We start from the raw sequence: 19,193 nt of genomic DNA, 5'->3' as shown, positions 1-19,193 counted from the left end.
TTCAGGGCTGTTTGCGAGTGGTGCTGGTTGAGTCCACGACGCGCAGAAAATGTTCGGCGACGTCGAGCATGCGGTTGGCGAACCCCCATTCGTTGTCGAACCAGGCCAGCAGGTTCACCAGGCGGGGGCCGCAAACGCGGGTCTGGCTGGCATCGACGATGGCCGAATGTGGGTCATGGTTGAAATCACAGCTGGCGTGGGGCAGTTCGGTGTAGGCCAGCAACCCCTTGAGCGGGCCACTCAGGGCCGCTTCACGCAGCACCTGGTTGACTTCGGCCGCGGTGGTATCGCGGGCGGTCTGCAGGGTGATGTCCAGGCACGACACGTTCACCGTCGGCACGCGTACCGCTTTGGCCTGGATTCGCCCGGCAAGTTCCGGCAGCAGGCGTTCGATACCCCGCGCGAGCCCGGTAGACACCGGAATCACCGACTGGAACGCCGAACGGGTGCGGCGCAGGTCTTCGTGGTGGTAGGCATCGATCACCGGCTGGTCGTTCATTGCCGAGTGGATGGTGGTGATCTGCACGTACTCGATGCCGAAGGCCTGGTCGAGCACACGCAGCAGCGGCACGCCGCAGTTGGTGGTGCAGGAGGCGTTGGATACCAGCCGTTCGCCGCCTTCAAGGCAATCCTGGTTGATGCCGTAGACAACGGTGGCGTCGACATCCGCCTCGCTGGCCATCGGCTGGGAAAACAGCACCCGTGGTGCGCCGGCGTCGAGGAAACGCTGGCCGTCGGCGCGGGTGTTGTAGGCCCCGGAGCATTCGAGCACCAGGTCGACGTCGAGCGCGGCCCAGTCGATGCCTTCGGGGGTGGCGCTGCGCAGTACTTTGACGCAGTCGCCATTGATATGCAGACAATCGCCGTCGACCCTGACCTCACCGGGAAAGCGCCCGTGGGTGGAGTCGAAGCGTGTCAGGTATTCGAGGCTGGCCTGATCGGCCAGGTCATTCAGTGCAACGATCTCGAAGCCCGCGCTGGCCCCCCGCTCAAAGAGTGCGCGCAGGACGCAACGACCGATGCGGCCGTAGCCGTTGAGTGCAACTTTGTAGGGACGCGGTTGGGGCATGGGATGCTCACGGAACAGAATGTTATCTGCAACCTGCAGGAACCGAGTCGCGGCAATCGCGGGTCAAGCCCGCTCCCACAAGGACACTCGTGATCCCTGTGGGAGCGGGCTTGACCCGCGACGGGTTCAACGCCGCTCCAACTGGTTTTATCAGTCTTCCAGCAGCTCTTCAGCCGTACCCAGGATGTTTTCCAGGGTGAAGCCGAACTCTTCGAACAGTGCCGAAGCCGGCGCCGACTCACCGTAGGTGGTCATGCCGATGACGCGGCCTTCCAGGCCCACGTACTTGTACCAGAAGTCGGCGTGGGCAGCTTCGATGGCAATCCGCGCGCCCACCTGCAGTGGCAGAACCGACTGCTTGTAGCTGGCGTCCTGGGCATCGAACACGCTGGTGCATGGCATCGATACCACGCGCACCTTGCGGCCCTGCTCGGTCAGCTTGTCGAACGCCTGCACCGCCAGGCCCACTTCGGAACCGGTGGCGATCAGGATCAGCTCAGGCTCGCCTGCGCAGTCCTTGAGCACGTAGCCACCACGGCTGATGTCGGCGATCTGGCCGGCGTCGCGGGTTTGGTGCTGCAGGTTCTGACGCGAGAAGATCAGCGCCGAAGGGCCGTCCTTGCGCTCCAGGGCGTGCTTCCAGCTCACGGCCGATTCGACCGCGTCGGCCGGACGCCAGGTGTCCAGGTTCGGCGTGGTACGCAGGCTGGTCAGCTGCTCGATCGGCTGGTGAGTCGGGCCGTCTTCGCCCAGGCCAATGGAGTCGTGGGTGTAGACGTGGATCACGCGCTGTTTCATCAGGGCCGACATGCGCACGGCATTGCGGGCGTATTCCATGAACATCAGGAAGGTCGCGCCGTAAGGCACCAGGCCGCCGTGCAGGGCAACGCCGTTCATGATGGCGGTCATGCCGAACTCGCGCACGCCGTAGTACATGTAGTTGCCGCTGGCATCTTCGGCGCTGACGCCCTTGCAACCTTTCCACAGGGTCAGGTTGGAGCCGGCGAGGTCCGCCGAGCCACCGAGGAACTCCGGCAGCAGCGGGCCGAAGGCGTTCAGGGTGTTCTGGCTGGCCTTGCGGCTGGCGATGCTTTCGCCCTTGGCGTCCACTTCGGCGATGTAGGCGGCAGCCTTCTCGGCGAAGTCGGCTGGCAGTTCGCCGCTCAGGCGACGCTTGAGTTCGCTGGCCAGTTCAGGGAAGGCTGCGGCGTAGGCAGCAAAGCGCTGGTCCCAGGCGGCTTCGGCGGCGGCGCCGGCCTGCTTGGCATCCCACTCGGCATAGATGTCGGCCGGGATCTCGAACGGGCCGTGGTTCCAGTTCAGGGCCTGGCGGGTCAGGGCGATTTCGGCATCGCCCAGTGGCGCGCCGTGGCAGTCTTCCTTGCCGCCCTTGTTCGGCGAACCGAAGCCGATGGTGGTCTTGCAGCAGATCAGGGTCGGCTGCGCGCTCTTGCGCGCGGTCTCGATGGCGGTCTTGATCTCTTCTGGGTCGTGACCGTCGACATTGCGGATCACCTGCCAGTGGTAGGCTTCGAAACGCTTCGGCGTGTCGTCGGTGAACCAGCCTTCGACTTCGCCGTCGATGGAGATACCGTTATCGTCGTAGAAGGCGATCAGCTTGCCCAGGCCCAGGGTACCGGCCAGTGCAGCAACTTCGTGGGAAATGCCTTCCATCATGCAGCCATCACCCAGGAACACATAGGTGTGGTGGTCGACGACGTCGTGGCCTGGACGGTTGAACTGGGCGCCCAGCACTTTTTCGGCCAGGGCAAAGCCCACGGCGTTGGCCAGACCCTGGCCCAGCGGGCCGGTGGTGGTCTCGACGCCTGGGGTGTAGCCGAATTCCGGGTGGCCCGGGGTGCGGCTGTGCAGTTGACGGAACGCCTTGAGGTCGTCGATCGACAGGTCGTAGCCGGTCAGGTGCAGCAGCGAGTAGATCAGCATCGAGCCGTGGCCGTTGGACAGCACGAAGCGGTCACGGTCGGCGAAGTGCGGGTTGCTCGGGTTGTGCTTCAAGAAGTCACGCCAAAGAACCTCGGCGATATCCGCCATGCCCATCGGGGCACCGGGATGGCCGCTGTTGGCTTTTTGCACGGCATCCATGCTGAGGGCACGAATGGCGTTGGCACGCTCACGACGGCTGGGCATCGCTTGTCTCCTGGGGGGCTTGAATATTAACGAACGGAAAAAGGCGGCCATTTTCGCCCAGGCACGTGCCCGGGGGCAATCACGGATGGTCGATGAGGGACGTTTTTAGTGCGATTGAGCGACTAATCCCGTGTTGCGCCGACAAAACGGCAGAAATTGTCGCCTGCCATGCCGGGCCGGGCCCGTCCATCGAGCAATATCAAAACTTTTTGATATAGAACTTGCGAGGCCGCTGCACGCTGACTAGACTGCCGCCCATGAACCTTCACGCCCCCTCCATCGACCCCGAGCAAAGCGACGCGCTGGCTGCCCTGTGCAAGGCCGGCGGCGACCCGCTGCGGCTGAACGTGCTGCGCGCGCTGGCCAGCGATTCGTTCGGGGTGCTGGAGCTGGCGCAGATCTTCGCCATCGGCCAGTCGGGCATGAGCCACCATCTCAAGGTACTGGCCCAGGCCGACCTGGTGGCCACCCGGCGCGAAGGCAACGCGATCTTCTATCGCCGCGCACTGCCCGACAGCCAGCGCCTGGGCGGCAAGCTGCACGGGGCGCTGCTGGAGGAGGTCGACGCGCTGGAACTGCCGGCCGAGGTGCAAGCGCGCATCGGCCAGGTGCAGGTGCGCCGGGCCGCCACCAGCCAGGACTTCTTCCTGCGTGTGGAAGAGAAATTCCGCGCCCAGCAGGACCTGATCGCCGGCCTGGCGCAGTACCGCGAAAGCCTGCTGGCGCTGCTCGACAAGCTCAGCTTCGACCCGCTGGCCAGCGCCCTGGAGGTCGGCCCCGGCGATGGCGAGTTTCTGCCCGAACTGGCGCGGCGCTTCACCCACGTCACCGCCCTGGACAACAGCCCGACCATGCTCGAGCTGGCGCGCCAGGTGTGCCAGCGCGAGCGCCTGGCTAACGTAACACTGCTGTTGGCCGATGCCCTGCATGCAACGGATGTACAGGCCGACTGCGTGGTGCTGAACATGGTGCTGCACCATTTCAGCGAGCCTGCCCAGGCCCTCGGGCACCTGGCCAAGCGTGTCAGACCAGGCGGAAGCCTGTTGGTAACAGAACTGTGCAGCCACGACCAGAGCTGGGCGCGCCAGGCGTGCGGCGATCTCTGGCTGGGCTTTGAACAGGATGATTTGGCCCGTTGGGCCAGCGCCGCGGGGCTGGTTCCCGAGGACAGCCTCTATGTGGGCTTACGTAATGGTTTCCAGATTCAGGTTCGCCACTTTCAGCGACCACCTGGCGACACTCACCATCGGTAAATTTTAGGAACCCGTCGAGATGAGCGAATACTCCCTTTTCACCTCCGAGTCCGTGTCTGAAGGGCATCCGGATAAAATCGCCGACCAGATTTCGGATGCGGTGCTCGACGCCATCATCGCCGAAGACAAGTTCGCCCGCGTGGCGTGCGAGACCCTGGTGAAAACCGGTGTGGCCATCATCGCCGGCGAAGTGACCACTTCGGCCTGGGTCGACCTCGAAGACATCGTGCGCAACGTGATCGTCGACATCGGCTACAACAGCTCCGACGTCGGTTTCGACGGCGCCACCTGCGCGGTGATGAACATCATCGGCAAGCAGTCGGTAGACATCGCCCAGGGCGTTGACCGCAGCAAGCCTGAAGACCAGGGCGCGGGCGACCAGGGCCTGATGTTCGGCTACGCCAGCAACGAAACCCCGGAGCTGATGCCAGCCCCGATCAGCTTCTCGCACCAGCTGGTGCAGCGTCAGGCCGAAGCGCGCAAGTCCGGCCTGTTGCCGTGGCTGCGCCCGGACGCCAAGTCCCAGGTCACCTGCCGCTACGAAGACGGCAAGGTGGTGGGCATCGACGCCATCGTGCTGTCCACCCAGCACAACCCGGACGTGTCCTACGCCGACCTGCGCGAAGGCGTGATGGAGCTGATCGTCAAGCACGTGCTGCCGGCCGAGCTGCTGCACAAGGACACCCAGTTCCACATCAACCCCACCGGCAACTTCATCATCGGTGGCCCGGTGGGCGACTGCGGCCTGACCGGCCGCAAGATCATCGTCGACACCTACGGCGGCATGGCCCGTCACGGGGGTGGCGCTTTCTCCGGCAAGGACCCGTCCAAGGTTGACCGTTCGGCCGCCTACGCCGGTCGCTACGTGGCCAAGAACATCGTTGCCGCAGGCCTGGCCGAGCGCTGCGAAATCCAGGTGTCGTACGCCATCGGCGTGGCCCAGCCGACCTCGATCTCGCTGAACACCTTCGGCACCGGCAAGGTTGCCGACGAGAAGATCATCCAGATCGTGCGTGAGTGTTTCGACCTGCGTCCGTATGCGATCACCACCATGCTCGACCTGCTGCACCCGATGTACCAGGAAACCGCGGCCTACGGTCACTTCGGCCGCACCCCGCAGGTCAAGACCGTGGGCGACGACACCTTCACCACGTTCACCTGGGAACGCACCGACCGTGTCGACGCGCTGCGCGCGGCCGCCGGGCTGTAAGCAACACCCGGTACAAGCAACACCCGGTAAACAAGAGCCCCTGCCAGGCGACTGGCAGGGGCTTTTTCTTGCCTAGGCTTGAAGTTCCACCCGCCGAGCAAGGACGCTCGCCATGCCCTTCAAGCTGTTGTCCGGCCTGCTGTTCGCCAGCACGCTCGCCTGTACCCCAACCACCGCCCTCGCCCGGCCCTGCCCCGACTGGCCACCGGCAGTGGCGCAAAGCGAACTCAAGCAGCTGGGCGAGCGCCTGGCCGACTGGGACGATCATTACCATCGCCTGGGCGTCGCGTTGATCAGCGACGAGCTCTACGACCAGAGCCGGGCGCGCCTGCAACACTTGCAAGCCTGCTTCCCCGGCACCGGTGCACCCCCGGCAGACCCGCTCGGAACCGCCACCGGCCCGTTGCGCCACCCCATCCCCCACACCGGCCTGAACAAGTTGCCCGACGAAGCCGCCGTGCGCGCCTGGATGCACGGCAAGCAGGACCTCTGGGTACAACCCAAGGTGGATGGCGTGGCCGCCACGCTGGTCTATGCAAAGGGCCGGCTGGTGCGCCTGATCAGCCGCGGCGACGGCGCCTACGGGCATGACTGGAGCCGCCACCTGCCGGCACTGGGCGCCCTCCCCCACACGTTGCCCGAACCTCTGGACCTGATACTGCAAGGCGAGCTGTTCTGGCGCCTGGACGGGCATGTGCAGGCCGCAGCGGGCAGCCGGAATGCCCGCGGCAACGTCGCCGGGTTGCTGGCGCGCAAGCAGCTCACCCCCGCGCAGGGCGCGGTGGTCGAGCTGTTCGCCTGGGCCTGGCCGCAGGGCCCCCTGGACCAGCGCGAGCGCCTGGCACGCCTGAGCGCCCTGGGCTTTGCCTACAGCGAGGCGTTCAGCCAGCCGGTGCAGACCTTCGACCAGGCCGCCCACTGGCGCCAGCACTGGTACCGCACGCCACTGCCATTCGCCAGCGACGGTGTGGTGCTGCGCCAGGGCCGGCGTCCGCCCGGCGAGCGCTGGCAGGCCCGGGCGCCGTACTGGATAGCGGCATGGAAATACCCCTTCGCCCAGGTACTGGCCGAGGTGCGACGCGTGCAGTTCAACGTGGGGCGCACCGGTCGCATCACCCCGGTGCTGCAACTGGCACCGGTGCAGCTGGATGACCGCACGGTGCGCCAGGTCAGCGTGGGCTCGCTAAGACGCTGGCAGCAACTGGACATTCGCCCGGGCGATCAGGTGGCGATCAGCCTGGCAGGCCTGACCATTCCCCGTCTGGACGGCGTGGTGCACCGCGCCCTCGAACGGCGTGAGATGAAGGTACCGGCGGCCGATGCGTTTCATCCGTTGAGCTGCTGGGAGCTGAGCGCCGGGTGTCGTCAGCAGTTCCTGGCCAGGTTGCAATGGCTGGGCGGCAAGCAGGGCCTGGCACTCCCAGGTGCCGGGCCGGCCAGCTGGGAGCGCCTGGTCGACGCCGGCCAGTTGCGCACACTGGCCGATGTGCTGGAACTGCCCGCCGAACATCCGTTGTACCCCGCCCTCGAACAGGCCCGTCAGCGACCCTTTGCCACCTGGGCGCGAGCCCTGGGTATGCCGGCCCCGCGTGCGTTGGCAGCGGGGGACACCTGGGCCGCACTGGCTGCCCGCGATGCGGCGCAATGGCAGGCCGAGCCCGGCGTGGGTGCCCACCGTGCCGGCCAGTTGCTGGCCTTTTTCGCTCACCCGCAGGTGCAGGCCCTGGCGGCGCGGTTACGTGAACATACAATCGAGGGTTTCTAAATTTGTCGGATCAGGGCAGCATCATGGGTTTCTGCCAAGCCCGCGACCACGGAGCCACTATGAAACTGCTTTCCCCGCTTGCCCTGTTCGCCGCCTGCTCGCTGCTCGCCACTTCGCTGATGGCTGCCGAGGAACAACCCGGCCTGACCGGCTGCGCTGCCAAGAAGCAGGCGATCAGCGAACAGATCGAACAGGCCCGCGCCCACGGCAACAGCGCCCAGCAGGCCGGCCTCGAGAAGGCCCTGAGCGAAGTGACCGAGCACTGCACCGATGCCGGCCTGAAGAAACAGCGTGAACAGAAGGTGCTGGATGCCCGTCATGAAGTGACGCAGCGCACCAAGGACCTGGACAAGGCCATGAAGAAAGGCGACGCCGACAAGATCAACAAGCGCAAGGACAAACTGGCCGAGTCGAAGAAGGAACTGCAACAGGCGCTGGATGAGCTGGAGAAGTAGTCCGCGTTGAACCCTTCGCCGGCAAGGCCGGCTCCTACGTACAGCGCGCCACCTGTAGGAGCCGGCCCTGCGGCGAAAAGGTCGGCCAGCTCACCCCATCAATGATTGCGAAACTCGGTATGACAGGCCTTGCACGCCGCCTCCACCTTGCCCATCGGGGCCGCGACCGCCGCAGGCTCCAATGGCTGGGTACGGGTCTGGGCGACCAGCTCGCCGGTCACCTGCTCCATCTGCCGGGCCAGCTCCTGGAAGCGCGCCTGCTTTTGCCACACATCGGGCGTGGCGCTGCTGTCCTCCTCGCGCACCTGCGGGAAATGCTGCCACGGCTGGTGCGACAACGCGTCGAGCTTCACCGCACCATCGGCAAATTTCTGCCCGTCGAACGCCAGCCGGCCACGCAGCATGCCGCCGAGGTCTTCGCTGGTCTTGAGCATCTGCTTGAAAATCGCCTTGCGCTGGCCCAACGGCGAGTTGGGGTCGACACCGCCACAGGCGCTCAGGGCCAGGCAGGCCACCAGGATCACAGTCATTCGCTTGAACATCATGCTTGGCTCGGCACACGGAAAAAGGCGGCCAGTATCCCCGCCTTGCCGGCAAACACCAATACCCCTACCAAAAACAAGGGTTGCCTGGCCGCCCTGAACGCCAGGCACACCGTAGAGGACTACCCCGCATGAAAACCGCCCTGAGCCGCCTTGGCCTGACCGCCGCGTTGCTGGCCCTGCTGGTCGGCTGCAACGGCAGCGCCCCGGATAAATCCGCACCGCACCCGCTCGCCACCTACAGCCCAGCCACCTGGAAAGACCTGCCCAAGGTCTCCGACAGCGACCTGCTGGCCGGCTTCAATGCCTGGCGCAGCGCGTGCGAGCGCCTCAAGAACGATCCGGTCTGGGCCACCCCCTGCGCTGCTGCGGTGCAGGTGCCCGACGACGCCACCCAGGTGCGTGGCTTCTTGCAGACGCAGCTCGAGGTGTACGGCCTGCGCTCGGCCGAAAACAACGCCAACGGCCTGATCACCGGCTACTACGAACCGGTGTACCCCGGCAGCATGACCCGTACCGCCACGGCCAACGTGCCGGTGTATGGCATCCCCGATGACCTGGTGGTGGTGGCGCTCGACAGTATCTACCCCGAACTCAAGGGCAAGCGCCTGCGCGGTCGCCTGGACGGGCGCGTGCTCAAGCCCTACGACACCGCCGGGGTGATCCAGCAGCAAGGCGTCAAGGCGCCGGTGCTGGCCTGGCTGACCGACCCGATGGACCTGCAGTTTCTGCAGATCCAGGGCTCCGGGCGCATCCAGCTCGAAAGTGGGCAGCAGCTGCGCGTGGGCTATGCCGACCAGAACGGCCACCCGTATCGCCCGGTGGGCCGCTGGCTGGTCGAGCAGGGCCAGCTCAAGAAGGAAGACGTGACCATGGGCAGCATCCACGCCTGGGCCCAGGCCAACCCGAGCCGCGTGCCCGAGCTGCTGGCCAGCAACCCCAGCTACGTGTTCTTCAGTACTCGCCCGGACAGCAACGAAGGCCCGCGCGGTTCGCTGAACGTGCCGCTGACCGCCGGCTACAGCGTGGCCATCGACCGCAAGGTGATCCCGCTGGGCAGCCTGCTGTGGCTGTCGACCACCCGCCCGGACGGCGCTCCGGTGGTACGCCCGGTGGCCGCGCAGGACACCGGCGGGGCCATCACCGGCGAAGTGCGCGCCGATCTGTTCTGGGGTACCGGCAGCGAGGCCGGCGCTCTGGCCGGGGACATGAAGCAGCAGGGTCAGATCTGGCTGCTGTGGCCCAAGGGCGCGGCACTGCCGGTGGTGCCGCAGGTGGAAGGCAAGTAGCTCAGGCCGAGACCACGAAGAAGCTGACGATCAGGCCGATGCCCGCGAACCACACCACCGAGCGCAGCGCTGCCCAGTCGGCCAGGTAGCAGATGATGTAGAGCAGGCGGCTGGTGATGTAGAGCACCGCCAGCACGTCCTGGGTGACCTGCTCGGCATTGCCGACGATGTCGGCGATCACCACCGCCGCGACGAACGCCGGAGTCGACTCGAAACTGTTGAGCTGCGCCGCATGGGCGCGGCGCGGCAGGCCTTCGAGCTTGTCCAGAAAACCGCGCGGGTCATGGTTCTGTCGCAGGCTGAAGCGACCACTGCCGAACTTGGCGATGCTGGTGCACACGAACGGCAGCAGCAACGCGATCAATACACACCAGAAAGCGACGGTCATGGCAGGGGTCCTTGTTGTTGGGGTCAGAGTTTCATGATCAGCATGCCGATCAGTACCAGTGCACAAGCTAAGAGCCTCGGCCCGCCGAAAGGTTCTTTGAGGTAGCGCATGCCCATCAGCACCACCAGGATCACGCTCACCTCGCGCAGCGCCGCAGCCTCGGCCACCGAGCCCAGTTGCATGGCCCACAGTACCAGCGCGTAGCTGGACAGCACGCACAACCCCACGGCCAGGCCCAGCTTCCACTGGCTGCGCCAGAACTGCACAAACGGCGCGCGCCGGGCCACCGTCGCCAGCAACGGGAACGGCCAGGCGCTGATCAGCGTCAGCCACACCAGGTAGTCCAGCGGCTGCGACCACAGCCGGATCGCGCTGCCGTCGAGCCAGGTGTAGCAGCCGATGCACAGGCCGATCAGCGCCACCACCGGCAGCATCGACCAGGGCAGACGTTCGCCGCCACCGCCCTGCCACAGCAGGCAGGCCATGCCGCACGGGATCAGCAGAATGCCGAAGATCTGCTGGGTGCTCAGCGTCTCGCCGGCAAAGGTCAGGGTCAGCGCCAGCACCACCAGCGGCGACAACCCGCGCATCAGGGGGTAGACCAGGCCCAGGTCGCCGACCCGGTAGGCCTTGATCAGCAGGTAGCGGTACAACAGCTCGAACGCCGCCGAGGCCAGCATCCACGGCCAGATCTCGGGCGGCGGTACCTGCACGAACGCCACCATCGCCAGGGCGAACAGCAGCGCCACCACGTCCATGCTGGCAATCACCAGCAGACGCTCGCCGCTGAACTTGATCAGGGTGTTCCAGGTGGCATGCAGCAGGGCGGCGATCAGCACCAGCGAAGTGGCGAGCACGGTTGAGTTCCTGGGTAGTGCACGGCTGCGCAGTTTCAACCAGGCGCAACAAAACAGCCAGCCTGCGGTCAACGTTGATCGAAAAAGTGTGTCCTGAACCTCGCGCCGGCGCATCCAAGCCCTGCCCGAGCCATTCGGGCACTGACTTGGAAGCCATTACAGGACCTAGGATGCTTGAGCTAGTTGCCGCGTTTATTTGCCTCACCACCCTCCTCACCTATGTGAACTACCGCTTTATCGGCCTGCCGCCGACCATTGGCGTGATGGTCACTGCACTGCTGTTTTCCCTGATCCTCCAGGGCCTGAGCGTCATCGGCTACCCGGGCCTGGAAGAACGGGTGCAGGGCCTGATGAGCCAGATCGACTTCAACGACCTGCTGATGCACTGGATGCTGGCGTTCCTGCTGTTCGCCGGGGCGCTGCACGTGAACCTGGCCGACCTGCGCGACTACCGCTGGCCGATCGGCCTCCTGGCCACCGTCGGTGTGCTGATCGCCACCGTGGTGATCGGCTACCTGGCGCACTGGATCTTCGCCCTGTTCGGCTGGCACGTGAACCTGCTGTACTGCCTGCTGTTCGGCGCACTGATCTCGCCCACCGACCCGATTGCGGTGCTCGGCGCCCTGCGTACCGCCAATGCGTCCAAGCCGCTGAAGACCACCATCGTCGGCGAGTCGCTGTTCAACGACGGCACCGCGGTCGTGGTGTTCACCGTGCTGCTGGGCATCGCACAACTGGGCGAGACCCCGAGCGTGAGCGACACCGCGATCCTGTTCGCCCGCGAGGCCATCGGCGGCGCGCTGTTCGGCGCGGTGATCGGCTACGTCACCTACCGCATGATCAAGAGCATCGAGCAGTACCAGGTGGAGGTCATGCTGACCCTGGCGCTGGTGATCGGCGGCTCGGCCGCAGCCTACGAACTGCACGTCTCGGCGCCCATCGCGATGGTGGTAGCGGGCCTGATCATCGGCAACCTGGGTCGCAACCTGGCTATGAACGACATGACCCGGCGCTACATGGACGGCTTCTGGGAACTGATCGACGACATGCTCAACGCGCTGCTGTTCGCGCTGATCGGCCTGGAGCTGTTGCTGCTGCCGTTCTCGTGGATGCACCTGGCTGCGGCCGGGGTGCTGGCAGTGGCGATCCTGCTGTCGCGTCTGCTGACCGTGGCGCCGGCGATCGTCATGCTGCGCCGCTGGAGAACGGTGCCGCGCGGCACCATCCGCGTGCTCACCTGGGGCGGCCTGCGCGGCGGTGTGTCCGTGGCCCTGGCGCTGTCGCTGCCATCGGGCCCCGAACGTGACCTGCTGCTGAGCATCACCTACATCGTGGTGCTGTCGTCGATCCTGCTGCAGGGCCTGAGCATCGGTCGCGTGGTGCGCGGGGTTACCGAGCAGCCTTGACCGGCGAGGGGCTGCCCAGCAGCCCCAGCAGATGCCGCATGGCCACTGGCCGGCGCGGCGTCGAGCCGTGCAGCACCACCAGTGCCCGCGCGTGGCGCGGGTCATCGCCCAGCGGCCAGGCACAGATGCCCTCATGGGGCATGCCGGCCCATTGCGGCACCAACGATACCCCCATGCCCTGGGCCACCAGCATCACGATGGTTTCCAGCGCATCCAGCTCGCACAGCAACTGCGGCGTGATCAGTTGCTCATCCAGGTAGCGCTGGGCGATCTGCCCGCCCCACGACTGTGCGTCATAGCGAATGAACGGGTGCTCGCGCAGCAATGTATCGGGGGCCAGCGCGGCCTGTGCAGCCGGCGCGATCAGAATCAGCGGCTCGACCTTGAGCACCTGCAGCGCCAGTGCCTTGGGCAGCGTGAAGGGCGGGCGCACCAGAATCGCGGCATCCAGTTCGCCGCCGAGCACCTTCTCGTACAGGCTGCGCGAATCACCCGGGGTGATCTGCAGCTTGAGCCCCGGCGCCGATCGCGCCAGACGCTCGATAAGCCCCGGCAATACCCCGGTCAACGCCGTCGACACCGCGCCCACCCTGACGTCCCCCGTCAATCCGTCCTGGCTCAGGTCGTGCTGCAGTTCACGCGCCTGCTCGATGATCGCCTGGATTCTGGGCAACAGCAGCAGGCACTGGTCCGAGGGGCGGATGGCATGCGCAGTACGCAGCAGCAAGGTGCAGCCCAGTGTGCGTTCCAGCGCCTGCACGCGCTGGCTGATCGCCGCTGCCGTGCGGTTCTCGCGACGCGCGGCCGCGGCAATCGAGCCGGTTTCCACCACTGCCACCAGGCTTTTCAGAAAGCGCACATCCATAAGTTTTTCTTTCGCTCAGAGCAAGGCAAAGCCGTTTTACCCCGTCACACGGCCTACTTACCCTCAACGCTCAACCACACGGGGGATACGCCATGAACAGACCCTTTCACGCTGCATACCACGTTTGCGACCTGGAACAGGCGCGTACTTTTTATCGAGATGTTCTGGGCTGCACCGAAGGGCGCAGCACCGCGACCTGGGTCGACTTCGACTTCTTCGGCAACCAGCTCTCGTTGCACCTGGGCACGCCGTTCGCCACCACCCGTACCGGGCAGGTTGGCGAGCACAAGGTACTGATGCCGCATATCGGCGTGGTACTGCCACTGGACGAGTGGATGACCCTGGCCGTGCGCCTCACCCGGCGCGGCCTGGCATTCGAGATCCCACCGGTGGTGCGCTTTGTGGGCGAGCCGGGCGAACAACGCACGATGTTCTTCCTCGACCCCAGCGGCAATCCGATCGAGGTCAAGGGCTTCAAGGATTTCGCCGGCCTGTTCGCGCAGTAACGCACCCTTCGCACTCCCCACAACCACAACAACAAGGGGCACCCCATGGGCATTCGCACACCTTCCAGCCTGGTCACGCGCATCATTATCGGCCTGGTCGCCGGCGTGATCGTCGGCATCCTTCTCAACCAGTTCCCCGAGCACAAGGTCTGGTTCATCGACAACCTGCTGCAGCCGGCCGGCGACCTGTTCATCAAGCTGATGAAGATGATCGTGGTACCGCTGGTGTTCGCCTGCATGACCGTCGGCATCGCCGGCGCCGGCAGCACGCGCGCCCTGGGCCGGGTCGGGATGAAGACGTTCGTGTACTTCTTCACCATCACCAGCATCGCGATCCTGTTCGGGCTGGTGGTCGGCAACGTGTCCCAGCCCGGCGCCGGCGCGGACTTCAGCAGCACGCTGCAGGCACCGGTCACCACGCTGGCATCCAGCACCGAAACGCAGAACCTGGGGCGCACCCTGGTGGCCATCGTGCCGGACAACATCGTGCTGGCCATGGCCGAGGGCAAGCTGCTGTCGGTGCTGTTCTTCGCCATCCTGTTCGGCTGCGCCCTGTCGATGCTGCCCCAGCAGCAGAAGGCACCGTTGATCAGCGTGATGCAGGGCGTATCGGACACCATGTTCAAGGTCACCCACCTGGTGATGCACTACTCACCCATCGGCATCTTCGGGCTGATCGGCGTCACCGTTGCCAGCTTCGGCCTGAGCGCACTGCTGCCACTGGCCAAGCTGATCGGCATTACCTACGTCGCGGTGCTGCTGTTTGCGCTGTGCGTGCTGGGGGCGGTGGCCAGGCTGGCGGGGGTGCGGTTCTTCCACCTGTTGCGCGAGATACGCAGCGAGTTGCTGCTGGCCTACAGCAGCGCCGCCTCGGCCACGGTGATGCCGCAACTGATCGAGAAGATGGAGCGCTACGGCGCGCCACGCCCGATCACCAGCATGGTCATTCCGTTGGGGTATTCATTCAACCTCGATGGCGCGTCGCTGTTCGCAGCGCTTGGCACGCTGTTCATCGCCCAGGCCTATGGCATCGACCTGGGCCTGGCTGACCAGGCGATGCTGGTGCTGATCATGGTGCTGACCTCCAAGGGTGCGGCGGGGGTGCCGGGCTTCATGTTCATCATCCTCACCGCCACGCTGACCGCGGCAGGGCTGCCGGTCGAGGGCGTGGCGATCATCGCCGGGGTGTATCGGCTGATGGACATGCCGGTCACTGCACTCAACGTGCTGGGTAACGCACTGGCGCCACTGGTGATCGCACGCTGGGAGGGCCAGCTCAAGGCACCTGGCCAAACCGCCCCCGCCAGCCCCGCTGCCCCCGACTTGAAGCTTGAAGCTTGAACTGTGCAGCTACCGCCGTCATTCCACCGAGGTATCGAACTGATCCTTGATGAACTTGATCTCGGTACGCCCATGGGGTGCCGGCAAGCCGTCCTCACCCAGGTTGACGAAGACCATCTTGTCGACGGTGAGGATGCTCTTGCGGGTGATCTTGTTGCGCACTTCGCATTTGAGGGTGATGGAGGTGCGGCCGAATTCCGTGGCGGTGATGCCCAGCTCGATGATGTCGCCCTGGCGCGAGGCGCTGACGAAGTTGATCTCCGAGATGTACTTGGTCACCACACGCTGGTTGCCCAGTTGCACGATCGCGTAGATCGCCGCCTCTTCGTCGATCCAGCGCAACAGGCTGCCACCGAACAGGGTGCCGTTGGGGTTGAGGTCTTCGGGTTTTACCCATTTGCGGGTGTGAAAGTTCATGCGTACTCCTGACCGTCTTGCCAATCGATGCCGACAATGATGGCAGAGCCTGCCGGCGGCCTCCATTGAACATCGACTATCGTCTCGATTAATTGACAGAAAGCCTTGGGCCGATGCGCGGGCGCAGCTATAATCGCCAACGCTTCACAGACGGTCATCACCACTCGATGCCGTTCCCGCCACCTGTCCGAGGGGCGCTGCAGCAGGTTCTCCTGTCAGGCTCGGATGGGGCGTTGCCTGCACGGGGTTCCCCGCACGGGCACTAAACGCACAACGGCGCCCATTCGCACACTACGAATGGAGGCTCTTGATGAGCGCTGTAAACACGCCTGCAGATTTTACCGACTACAAAGTCGCCGACATGTCCCTGGCTGCCTGGGGCCGCCGCGAAACCATCATCGCCGAGTCCGAAATGCCGGCCCTGATGGGTCTGCGCCGCAAGTACGCCGCTGAACAGCCGCTCAAGGGTGCAAAAATCCTCGGCTGCATCCACATGACCATCCAGACCGCCGTGCTGATCGAGACCCTGGTCGCGCTGGGTGCCGAAGTGCGCTGGTCGTCGTGCAACATCTTCTCCACCCAGGATCAGGCCGCTGCCTCCATTGCCGCCGCCGGCATCCCGGTGTTCGCCTGGAAGGGCGAGACCGAGCAGGAATACGAGTGGTGCCTGGAGCAGACCATCCTCAAGGATGGCGCGCCATGGGATGCCAACATGATCCTCGACGACGGCGGCGACCTCACCGAGCTGCTGCACAAGAAGTACCCGCAGGTACTGGACCGCGTTCACGGCGTGACCGAAGAGACCACCACCGGTGTGCACCGTCTGCTCGACATGCTGGCCAAGGGCGAGCTGAAGATCCCGGCGATCAACGTCAACGACTCGGTCACCAAGAGCAAGAACGACAACAAGTACGGCTGCCGTCACAGCCTCAACGACGCCATCAAGCGCGGCACCGACCACCTGCTGTCGGGCAAGCAGGCGCTGGTGATCGGCTACGGTGACGTGGGCAAGGGTTCGGCCCAGTCGCTGCGTCAGGAAGGCATGATCGTCAAGGTCTCGGAAGTCGACCCGATCTGCGCCATGCAAGCCTGCATGGACGGCTTCGAGCTGGTTTCGCCGTTCATCGACGGTATCAACAACGGCACCGAAGCCAGCGTCGACAAGGCCCTGCTGGGCAAGATCGACCTGATCGTGACCACCACCGGTAACGTCAACGTGTGCGATGCCAACATGCTCAAGGCCCTGAAAAAGCGCGCCGTGGTATGCAACATCGGTCACTTCGACAACGAAATCGACACCGCCTTCATGCGCAAGAACTGGGCATGGGAAGAGGTCAAGCCACAGGTTCACAAGATCCACCGTACCGGCCCTGGCGATTTCGACGCGCAGAACGACGACTACCTGATCCTGCTGGCCGAAGGCCGCCTGGTGAACCTGGGCAACGCCACCGGCCACCCGAGCCGCATCATGGACGGTTCGTTCGCCAACCAGGTGCTGGCACAGATCTTCCTGTTCGGCCAGAAGTACGCCGACCTGTCGCCGGCCCAGAAAGCCGAACGCCTGACCGTTGAAGTACTGCCGAAAAAACTCGACGAAGAAGTGGCCCTGGAAATGGTCCGCGGTTTCGGCGGCGTGGTAACCCAACTGACCAAGCAACAGGCCGACTACATCGGCGTGACTGTTGAAGGCCCGTTCAAACCAGACGCCTACCGCTACTGATGGGCCAAAGCCGGTGACGCTGCCACAGCGTCACCGGCTTTTTTCTGTGGCCAGCCTCACGGCTGGCCAGCACGATCGGTTTACCAGGATTTCGCCATGTCTCAGGAACGCCGTTACAGCTTCGAGTTCTTCCCGACCAAGACCGACGCTGGACATGAAAAACTGCTCGCCACGGCTCGCACCCTGGCCAGCTACAACCCGGACTTCTTCTCCTGCACCTATGGTGCCGGTGGCTCGACCCGCGACCGCACGCTCAACACCGTGCTGCAGCTGGAAAGCGAAGTGAAGGTACCGGCCGCGCCGCACCTGTCGTGCGTGGGCGACAGCAAGGACGACCTGCGCAGCCTGCTGGCCCAGTACAAGGCCGCCGGCATCAAGCGTATCGTGGCCCTGCGCGGCGACCTGCCGTCGGGCATGGGCATGGCCAGTGGCGAGCTGCGCTACGCCAACGAGCTGGTCGAATTCATTCGCCAGGAAAGCGGTGATCACTTTCACATCGAAGTGGCCGCCTACCCGGAAATGCACCCCCAGGCCCGTCACTTCGAAGACGACCTGATCAATTTCGTGCGCAAGGCCAAGGCCGGCGCCGACAGCGCCATCACCCAGTACTTCTTCAACGCCGACTGCTACTTCCACTTCGTCGAGCGCGTGCAGAAGCTGGGCGTGGACATCCCGGTGGTACCCGGCATCATGCCGATCACCAACTACAGCAAGCTGGCGCGCTTCTCCGATGCGTGCGGCGCCGAGATCCCGCGCTGGGTCCGCAAGCAGCTGGAAGCCTATGGCGACGATGTGCAAAGCATCCAGGCCTTTGGCGAACAGGTCATCACCGAAATGTGCGAAAAACTGCTGCAAGGCGGCGCACCGGGGCTGCACTTCTATACCCTGAACCAGGCCGAACCCAGCCTGGCAGTGTGGAACAACCTCAAGCTGCCACTCTGACTGCTGCACCGACGACAAGGGCTCTGGCACACGCCAAGGCCCTTTTTTGTCGACGCCCGCCTCCAGGCCTGCGCACCTGGCTGAGCTGCTGGCCGAGCCAGGCTGGCCATTCTCGAGCAGCCATCGTACTCTCCAGCCATGCCCGATCTTTACCGACTGTTCGCCGCCCTGTTCCTCGCCTGCCTGAGTACCCTGGCTCATGGCGAGAGGCTGCGCATCGTCACCGACCCCTGGCCGCCCTATGTGTACCAGGAAAACGGAGAGGCCAAGGGCATCGACTACGAGGTCACCGCCGAGGTGTTCAAGCGCCTGGGCATCGAGGTGCAATGGCAGTTCCTGCCATGGAAGCGCTGCCTGGCGATGGTCGAACAGGGGCTGGCCGATGGCGTGCTCGACATCTTCAAGACCGAGCAGCGCGACGCCCAGCTGTTCTACCCCAGCGAACCGCTGTCGCACGTGGAGTTCGTGCTGTTCCAGGCCAACGCCCGGCCCCACGCCATCAGGCACCTGGAAGACCTCAAGGGGCTGACCGTGGGCACCGCGCCCGGCTATACCTACGGCCCGGCGTTTGCCGATTCACCCGACTTCAAGCGCGAGCCGGCACCTACCCTGGAAGCCAACCTGGGCAAGCTGCAACTGGGGCGCATCGACCTGCTGGTCACCGATCGCCGGGTTGGCCGGCATGTGATCAAGAGCCTGGGCCTGGAGCAACAGGTCAGCGAACTGGGGCTGGTGATCGACCGCCAGCCCCAGTTCCTGGCAGTACGTCGCAATGCCGGCATGGACCTGCTGGCGCAACGCTTCGCCGCCGAGCTGCGCCGCTTCAAGCAGGAGCCGGCCTATGCCGAGCTGAACGCACGCTACGCAGGCGCCGAGGTGAATATTCCGCAAACCGTTGAGCAGCAGGAACGCAGCACGCACTGATTGCTCTGTTATACTCCGCCAACCCCGCCAGGCTTACGCCCGGACGCTCGGCCTTGCAAAAGGCATCCCGATCGGCAGGACAGCGCGCCCAGAGCC

The 19,193-nt window shown here is 65.0% G+C and carries 18 protein-coding genes and 1 riboswitch; of the genes, 11 read left to right on the top strand and 7 right to left on the bottom strand.

Features of this window, described 5'->3' with window-relative positions:
- Position 1: 1 nt before the first annotated feature.
- On the bottom strand, positions 2-1,069 hold the full coding sequence (gene epd, locus LOY33_RS01995; RefSeq protein ID WP_043863599.1) for an erythrose-4-phosphate dehydrogenase: 1,068 nt from the start codon (positions 1,067-1,069) through the stop codon (positions 2-4).
- 150 nt (positions 1,070-1,219) lie between these two features.
- The gene (gene tkt, locus LOY33_RS01990) at positions 1,220-3,217 is read right to left on the bottom strand and encodes a transketolase (RefSeq protein WP_043863600.1); all 1,998 of its coding nucleotides are present in this window, start codon (positions 3,215-3,217) and stop codon (positions 1,220-1,222) included.
- Between the two features lie 257 nt (positions 3,218-3,474).
- Between tkt and LOY33_RS01985 the strand changes: the two genes are divergently transcribed.
- The 4 genes from LOY33_RS01985 to LOY33_RS01970 all read left to right on the top strand — a co-directional run bounded on the left by LOY33_RS01985 (position 3,475) and on the right by LOY33_RS01970 (position 7,900).
- On the top strand, positions 3,475-4,470 hold the full coding sequence (locus LOY33_RS01985; protein ID WP_043863601.1) for a metalloregulator ArsR/SmtB family transcription factor: 996 nt from the start codon (positions 3,475-3,477) through the stop codon (positions 4,468-4,470).
- Positions 4,471-4,489: 19 nt separating this feature from the next.
- Positions 4,490-5,680 carry a methionine adenosyltransferase gene (gene metK, locus LOY33_RS01980; protein WP_058541623.1) on the top strand — a complete coding sequence of 397 codons (1,191 nt, stop codon included), beginning with the start codon at positions 4,490-4,492 and terminating at the stop codon, positions 5,678-5,680.
- A gap of 112 nt (positions 5,681-5,792) precedes the next feature.
- Positions 5,793-7,445 carry an NAD-dependent DNA ligase LigB gene (gene ligB, locus LOY33_RS01975; protein WP_104573009.1) on the top strand — a complete coding sequence of 551 codons (1,653 nt, stop codon included), beginning with the start codon at positions 5,793-5,795 and terminating at the stop codon, positions 7,443-7,445.
- 59 nt (positions 7,446-7,504) lie between these two features.
- The gene (locus tag LOY33_RS01970; protein WP_043863604.1) at positions 7,505-7,900 is read left to right on the top strand and encodes a DUF1090 domain-containing protein; all 396 of its coding nucleotides are present in this window, start codon (positions 7,505-7,507) and stop codon (positions 7,898-7,900) included.
- 98 nt (positions 7,901-7,998) lie between these two features.
- Here the strand turns inward: LOY33_RS01970 and LOY33_RS01965 are convergent, their stop codons facing one another.
- Positions 7,999-8,442: a cytochrome c gene (locus LOY33_RS01965; RefSeq protein ID WP_173925103.1), complete on the bottom strand. Its 444-nt coding sequence runs from the start codon at positions 8,440-8,442 to the stop codon at positions 7,999-8,001.
- 131 nt (positions 8,443-8,573) lie between these two features.
- On the opposite strand from LOY33_RS01965, the gene LOY33_RS01960 reads away from it, so the two are divergent.
- Positions 8,574-9,731, top strand: a complete 1,158-nt coding sequence (locus tag LOY33_RS01960; protein ID WP_054915759.1) for a murein transglycosylase A — start codon at positions 8,574-8,576, stop codon at positions 9,729-9,731.
- 1 nt (position 9,732) lies between these two features.
- On the opposite strand, the gene LOY33_RS01955 is transcribed toward LOY33_RS01960, so the two are convergent.
- Positions 9,733-10,119 carry an MAPEG family protein gene (locus LOY33_RS01955; RefSeq protein ID WP_258660970.1) on the bottom strand — a complete coding sequence of 129 codons (387 nt, stop codon included), beginning with the start codon at positions 10,117-10,119 and terminating at the stop codon, positions 9,733-9,735.
- A gap of 23 nt (positions 10,120-10,142) precedes the next feature.
- Positions 10,143-10,976 carry a DMT family transporter gene (locus tag LOY33_RS01950; protein ID WP_104573011.1) on the bottom strand — a complete coding sequence of 278 codons (834 nt, stop codon included), beginning with the start codon at positions 10,974-10,976 and terminating at the stop codon, positions 10,143-10,145.
- A 170-nt stretch (positions 10,977-11,146) separates the two neighbouring features.
- Here LOY33_RS01950 and LOY33_RS01945 point away from each other — a divergent pair, with 170 nt between their 5' ends.
- Complete coding sequence (locus tag LOY33_RS01945) at positions 11,147-12,382, top strand: sodium:proton antiporter (RefSeq protein ID WP_043863609.1); 1,236 nt, start codon at positions 11,147-11,149, stop codon at positions 12,380-12,382.
- Here the strand turns inward: LOY33_RS01945 and LOY33_RS01940 are convergent.
- Complete coding sequence (locus LOY33_RS01940; protein ID WP_054915762.1) at positions 12,366-13,247, bottom strand: LysR family transcriptional regulator; 882 nt, start codon at positions 13,245-13,247, stop codon at positions 12,366-12,368. The two genes, LOY33_RS01945 and LOY33_RS01940, sit on opposite strands and share 17 nt — an antisense overlap.
- Before the next feature lie 92 nt (positions 13,248-13,339).
- Here LOY33_RS01940 and LOY33_RS01935 point away from each other — a divergent pair, with 92 nt between their 5' ends.
- Together LOY33_RS01935 and LOY33_RS01930 are read left to right on the top strand one after the other, a co-directional pair.
- Complete coding sequence (locus LOY33_RS01935; RefSeq protein ID WP_116052532.1) at positions 13,340-13,753, top strand: VOC family protein; 414 nt, start codon at positions 13,340-13,342, stop codon at positions 13,751-13,753.
- Positions 13,754-13,798: 45 nt separating this feature from the next.
- On the top strand, positions 13,799-15,094 hold the full coding sequence (locus tag LOY33_RS01930) for a cation:dicarboxylate symporter family transporter (protein WP_258660957.1): 1,296 nt from the start codon (positions 13,799-13,801) through the stop codon (positions 15,092-15,094).
- Between the two features lie 18 nt (positions 15,095-15,112).
- Here LOY33_RS01930 and LOY33_RS01925 read toward each other — a convergent pair whose 3' ends face one another.
- Complete coding sequence (locus LOY33_RS01925; protein ID WP_043863612.1) at positions 15,113-15,511, bottom strand: acyl-CoA thioesterase; 399 nt, start codon at positions 15,509-15,511, stop codon at positions 15,113-15,115.
- Positions 15,512-15,694: 183 nt separating this feature from the next.
- A riboswitch (S-adenosyl-L-homocysteine riboswitch) is annotated at positions 15,695-15,800 on the top strand.
- A 21-nt stretch (positions 15,801-15,821) separates the two neighbouring features.
- Here LOY33_RS01925 and ahcY point away from each other — a divergent pair.
- From ahcY to LOY33_RS01910, 3 genes are all read left to right on the top strand, one after another.
- Positions 15,822-17,231 carry an adenosylhomocysteinase gene (ahcY, locus tag LOY33_RS01920; RefSeq protein ID WP_054915763.1) on the top strand — a complete coding sequence of 470 codons (1,410 nt, stop codon included), beginning with the start codon at positions 15,822-15,824 and terminating at the stop codon, positions 17,229-17,231.
- Between the two features lie 96 nt (positions 17,232-17,327).
- Positions 17,328-18,173, top strand: coding sequence for a methylenetetrahydrofolate reductase [NAD(P)H] (gene metF / locus LOY33_RS01915; RefSeq protein ID WP_258660955.1), 846 nt, complete (start codon positions 17,328-17,330; stop codon positions 18,171-18,173).
- Between the two features lie 138 nt (positions 18,174-18,311).
- Positions 18,312-19,097, top strand: coding sequence for an ABC transporter substrate-binding protein (locus tag LOY33_RS01910; protein WP_043863615.1), 786 nt, complete (start codon positions 18,312-18,314; stop codon positions 19,095-19,097).
- Positions 19,098-19,193: the final 96 nt, after the last annotated feature.

Origin of the sequence: Pseudomonas sp. B21-036, from assembly GCF_024748925.1 — a bacterium.
Lineage (GTDB): Bacteria > Pseudomonadota > Gammaproteobacteria > Pseudomonadales > Pseudomonadaceae > Aquipseudomonas > Aquipseudomonas palmensis.
This window is presented reverse-complemented; position numbering and strand designations above follow the sequence as displayed.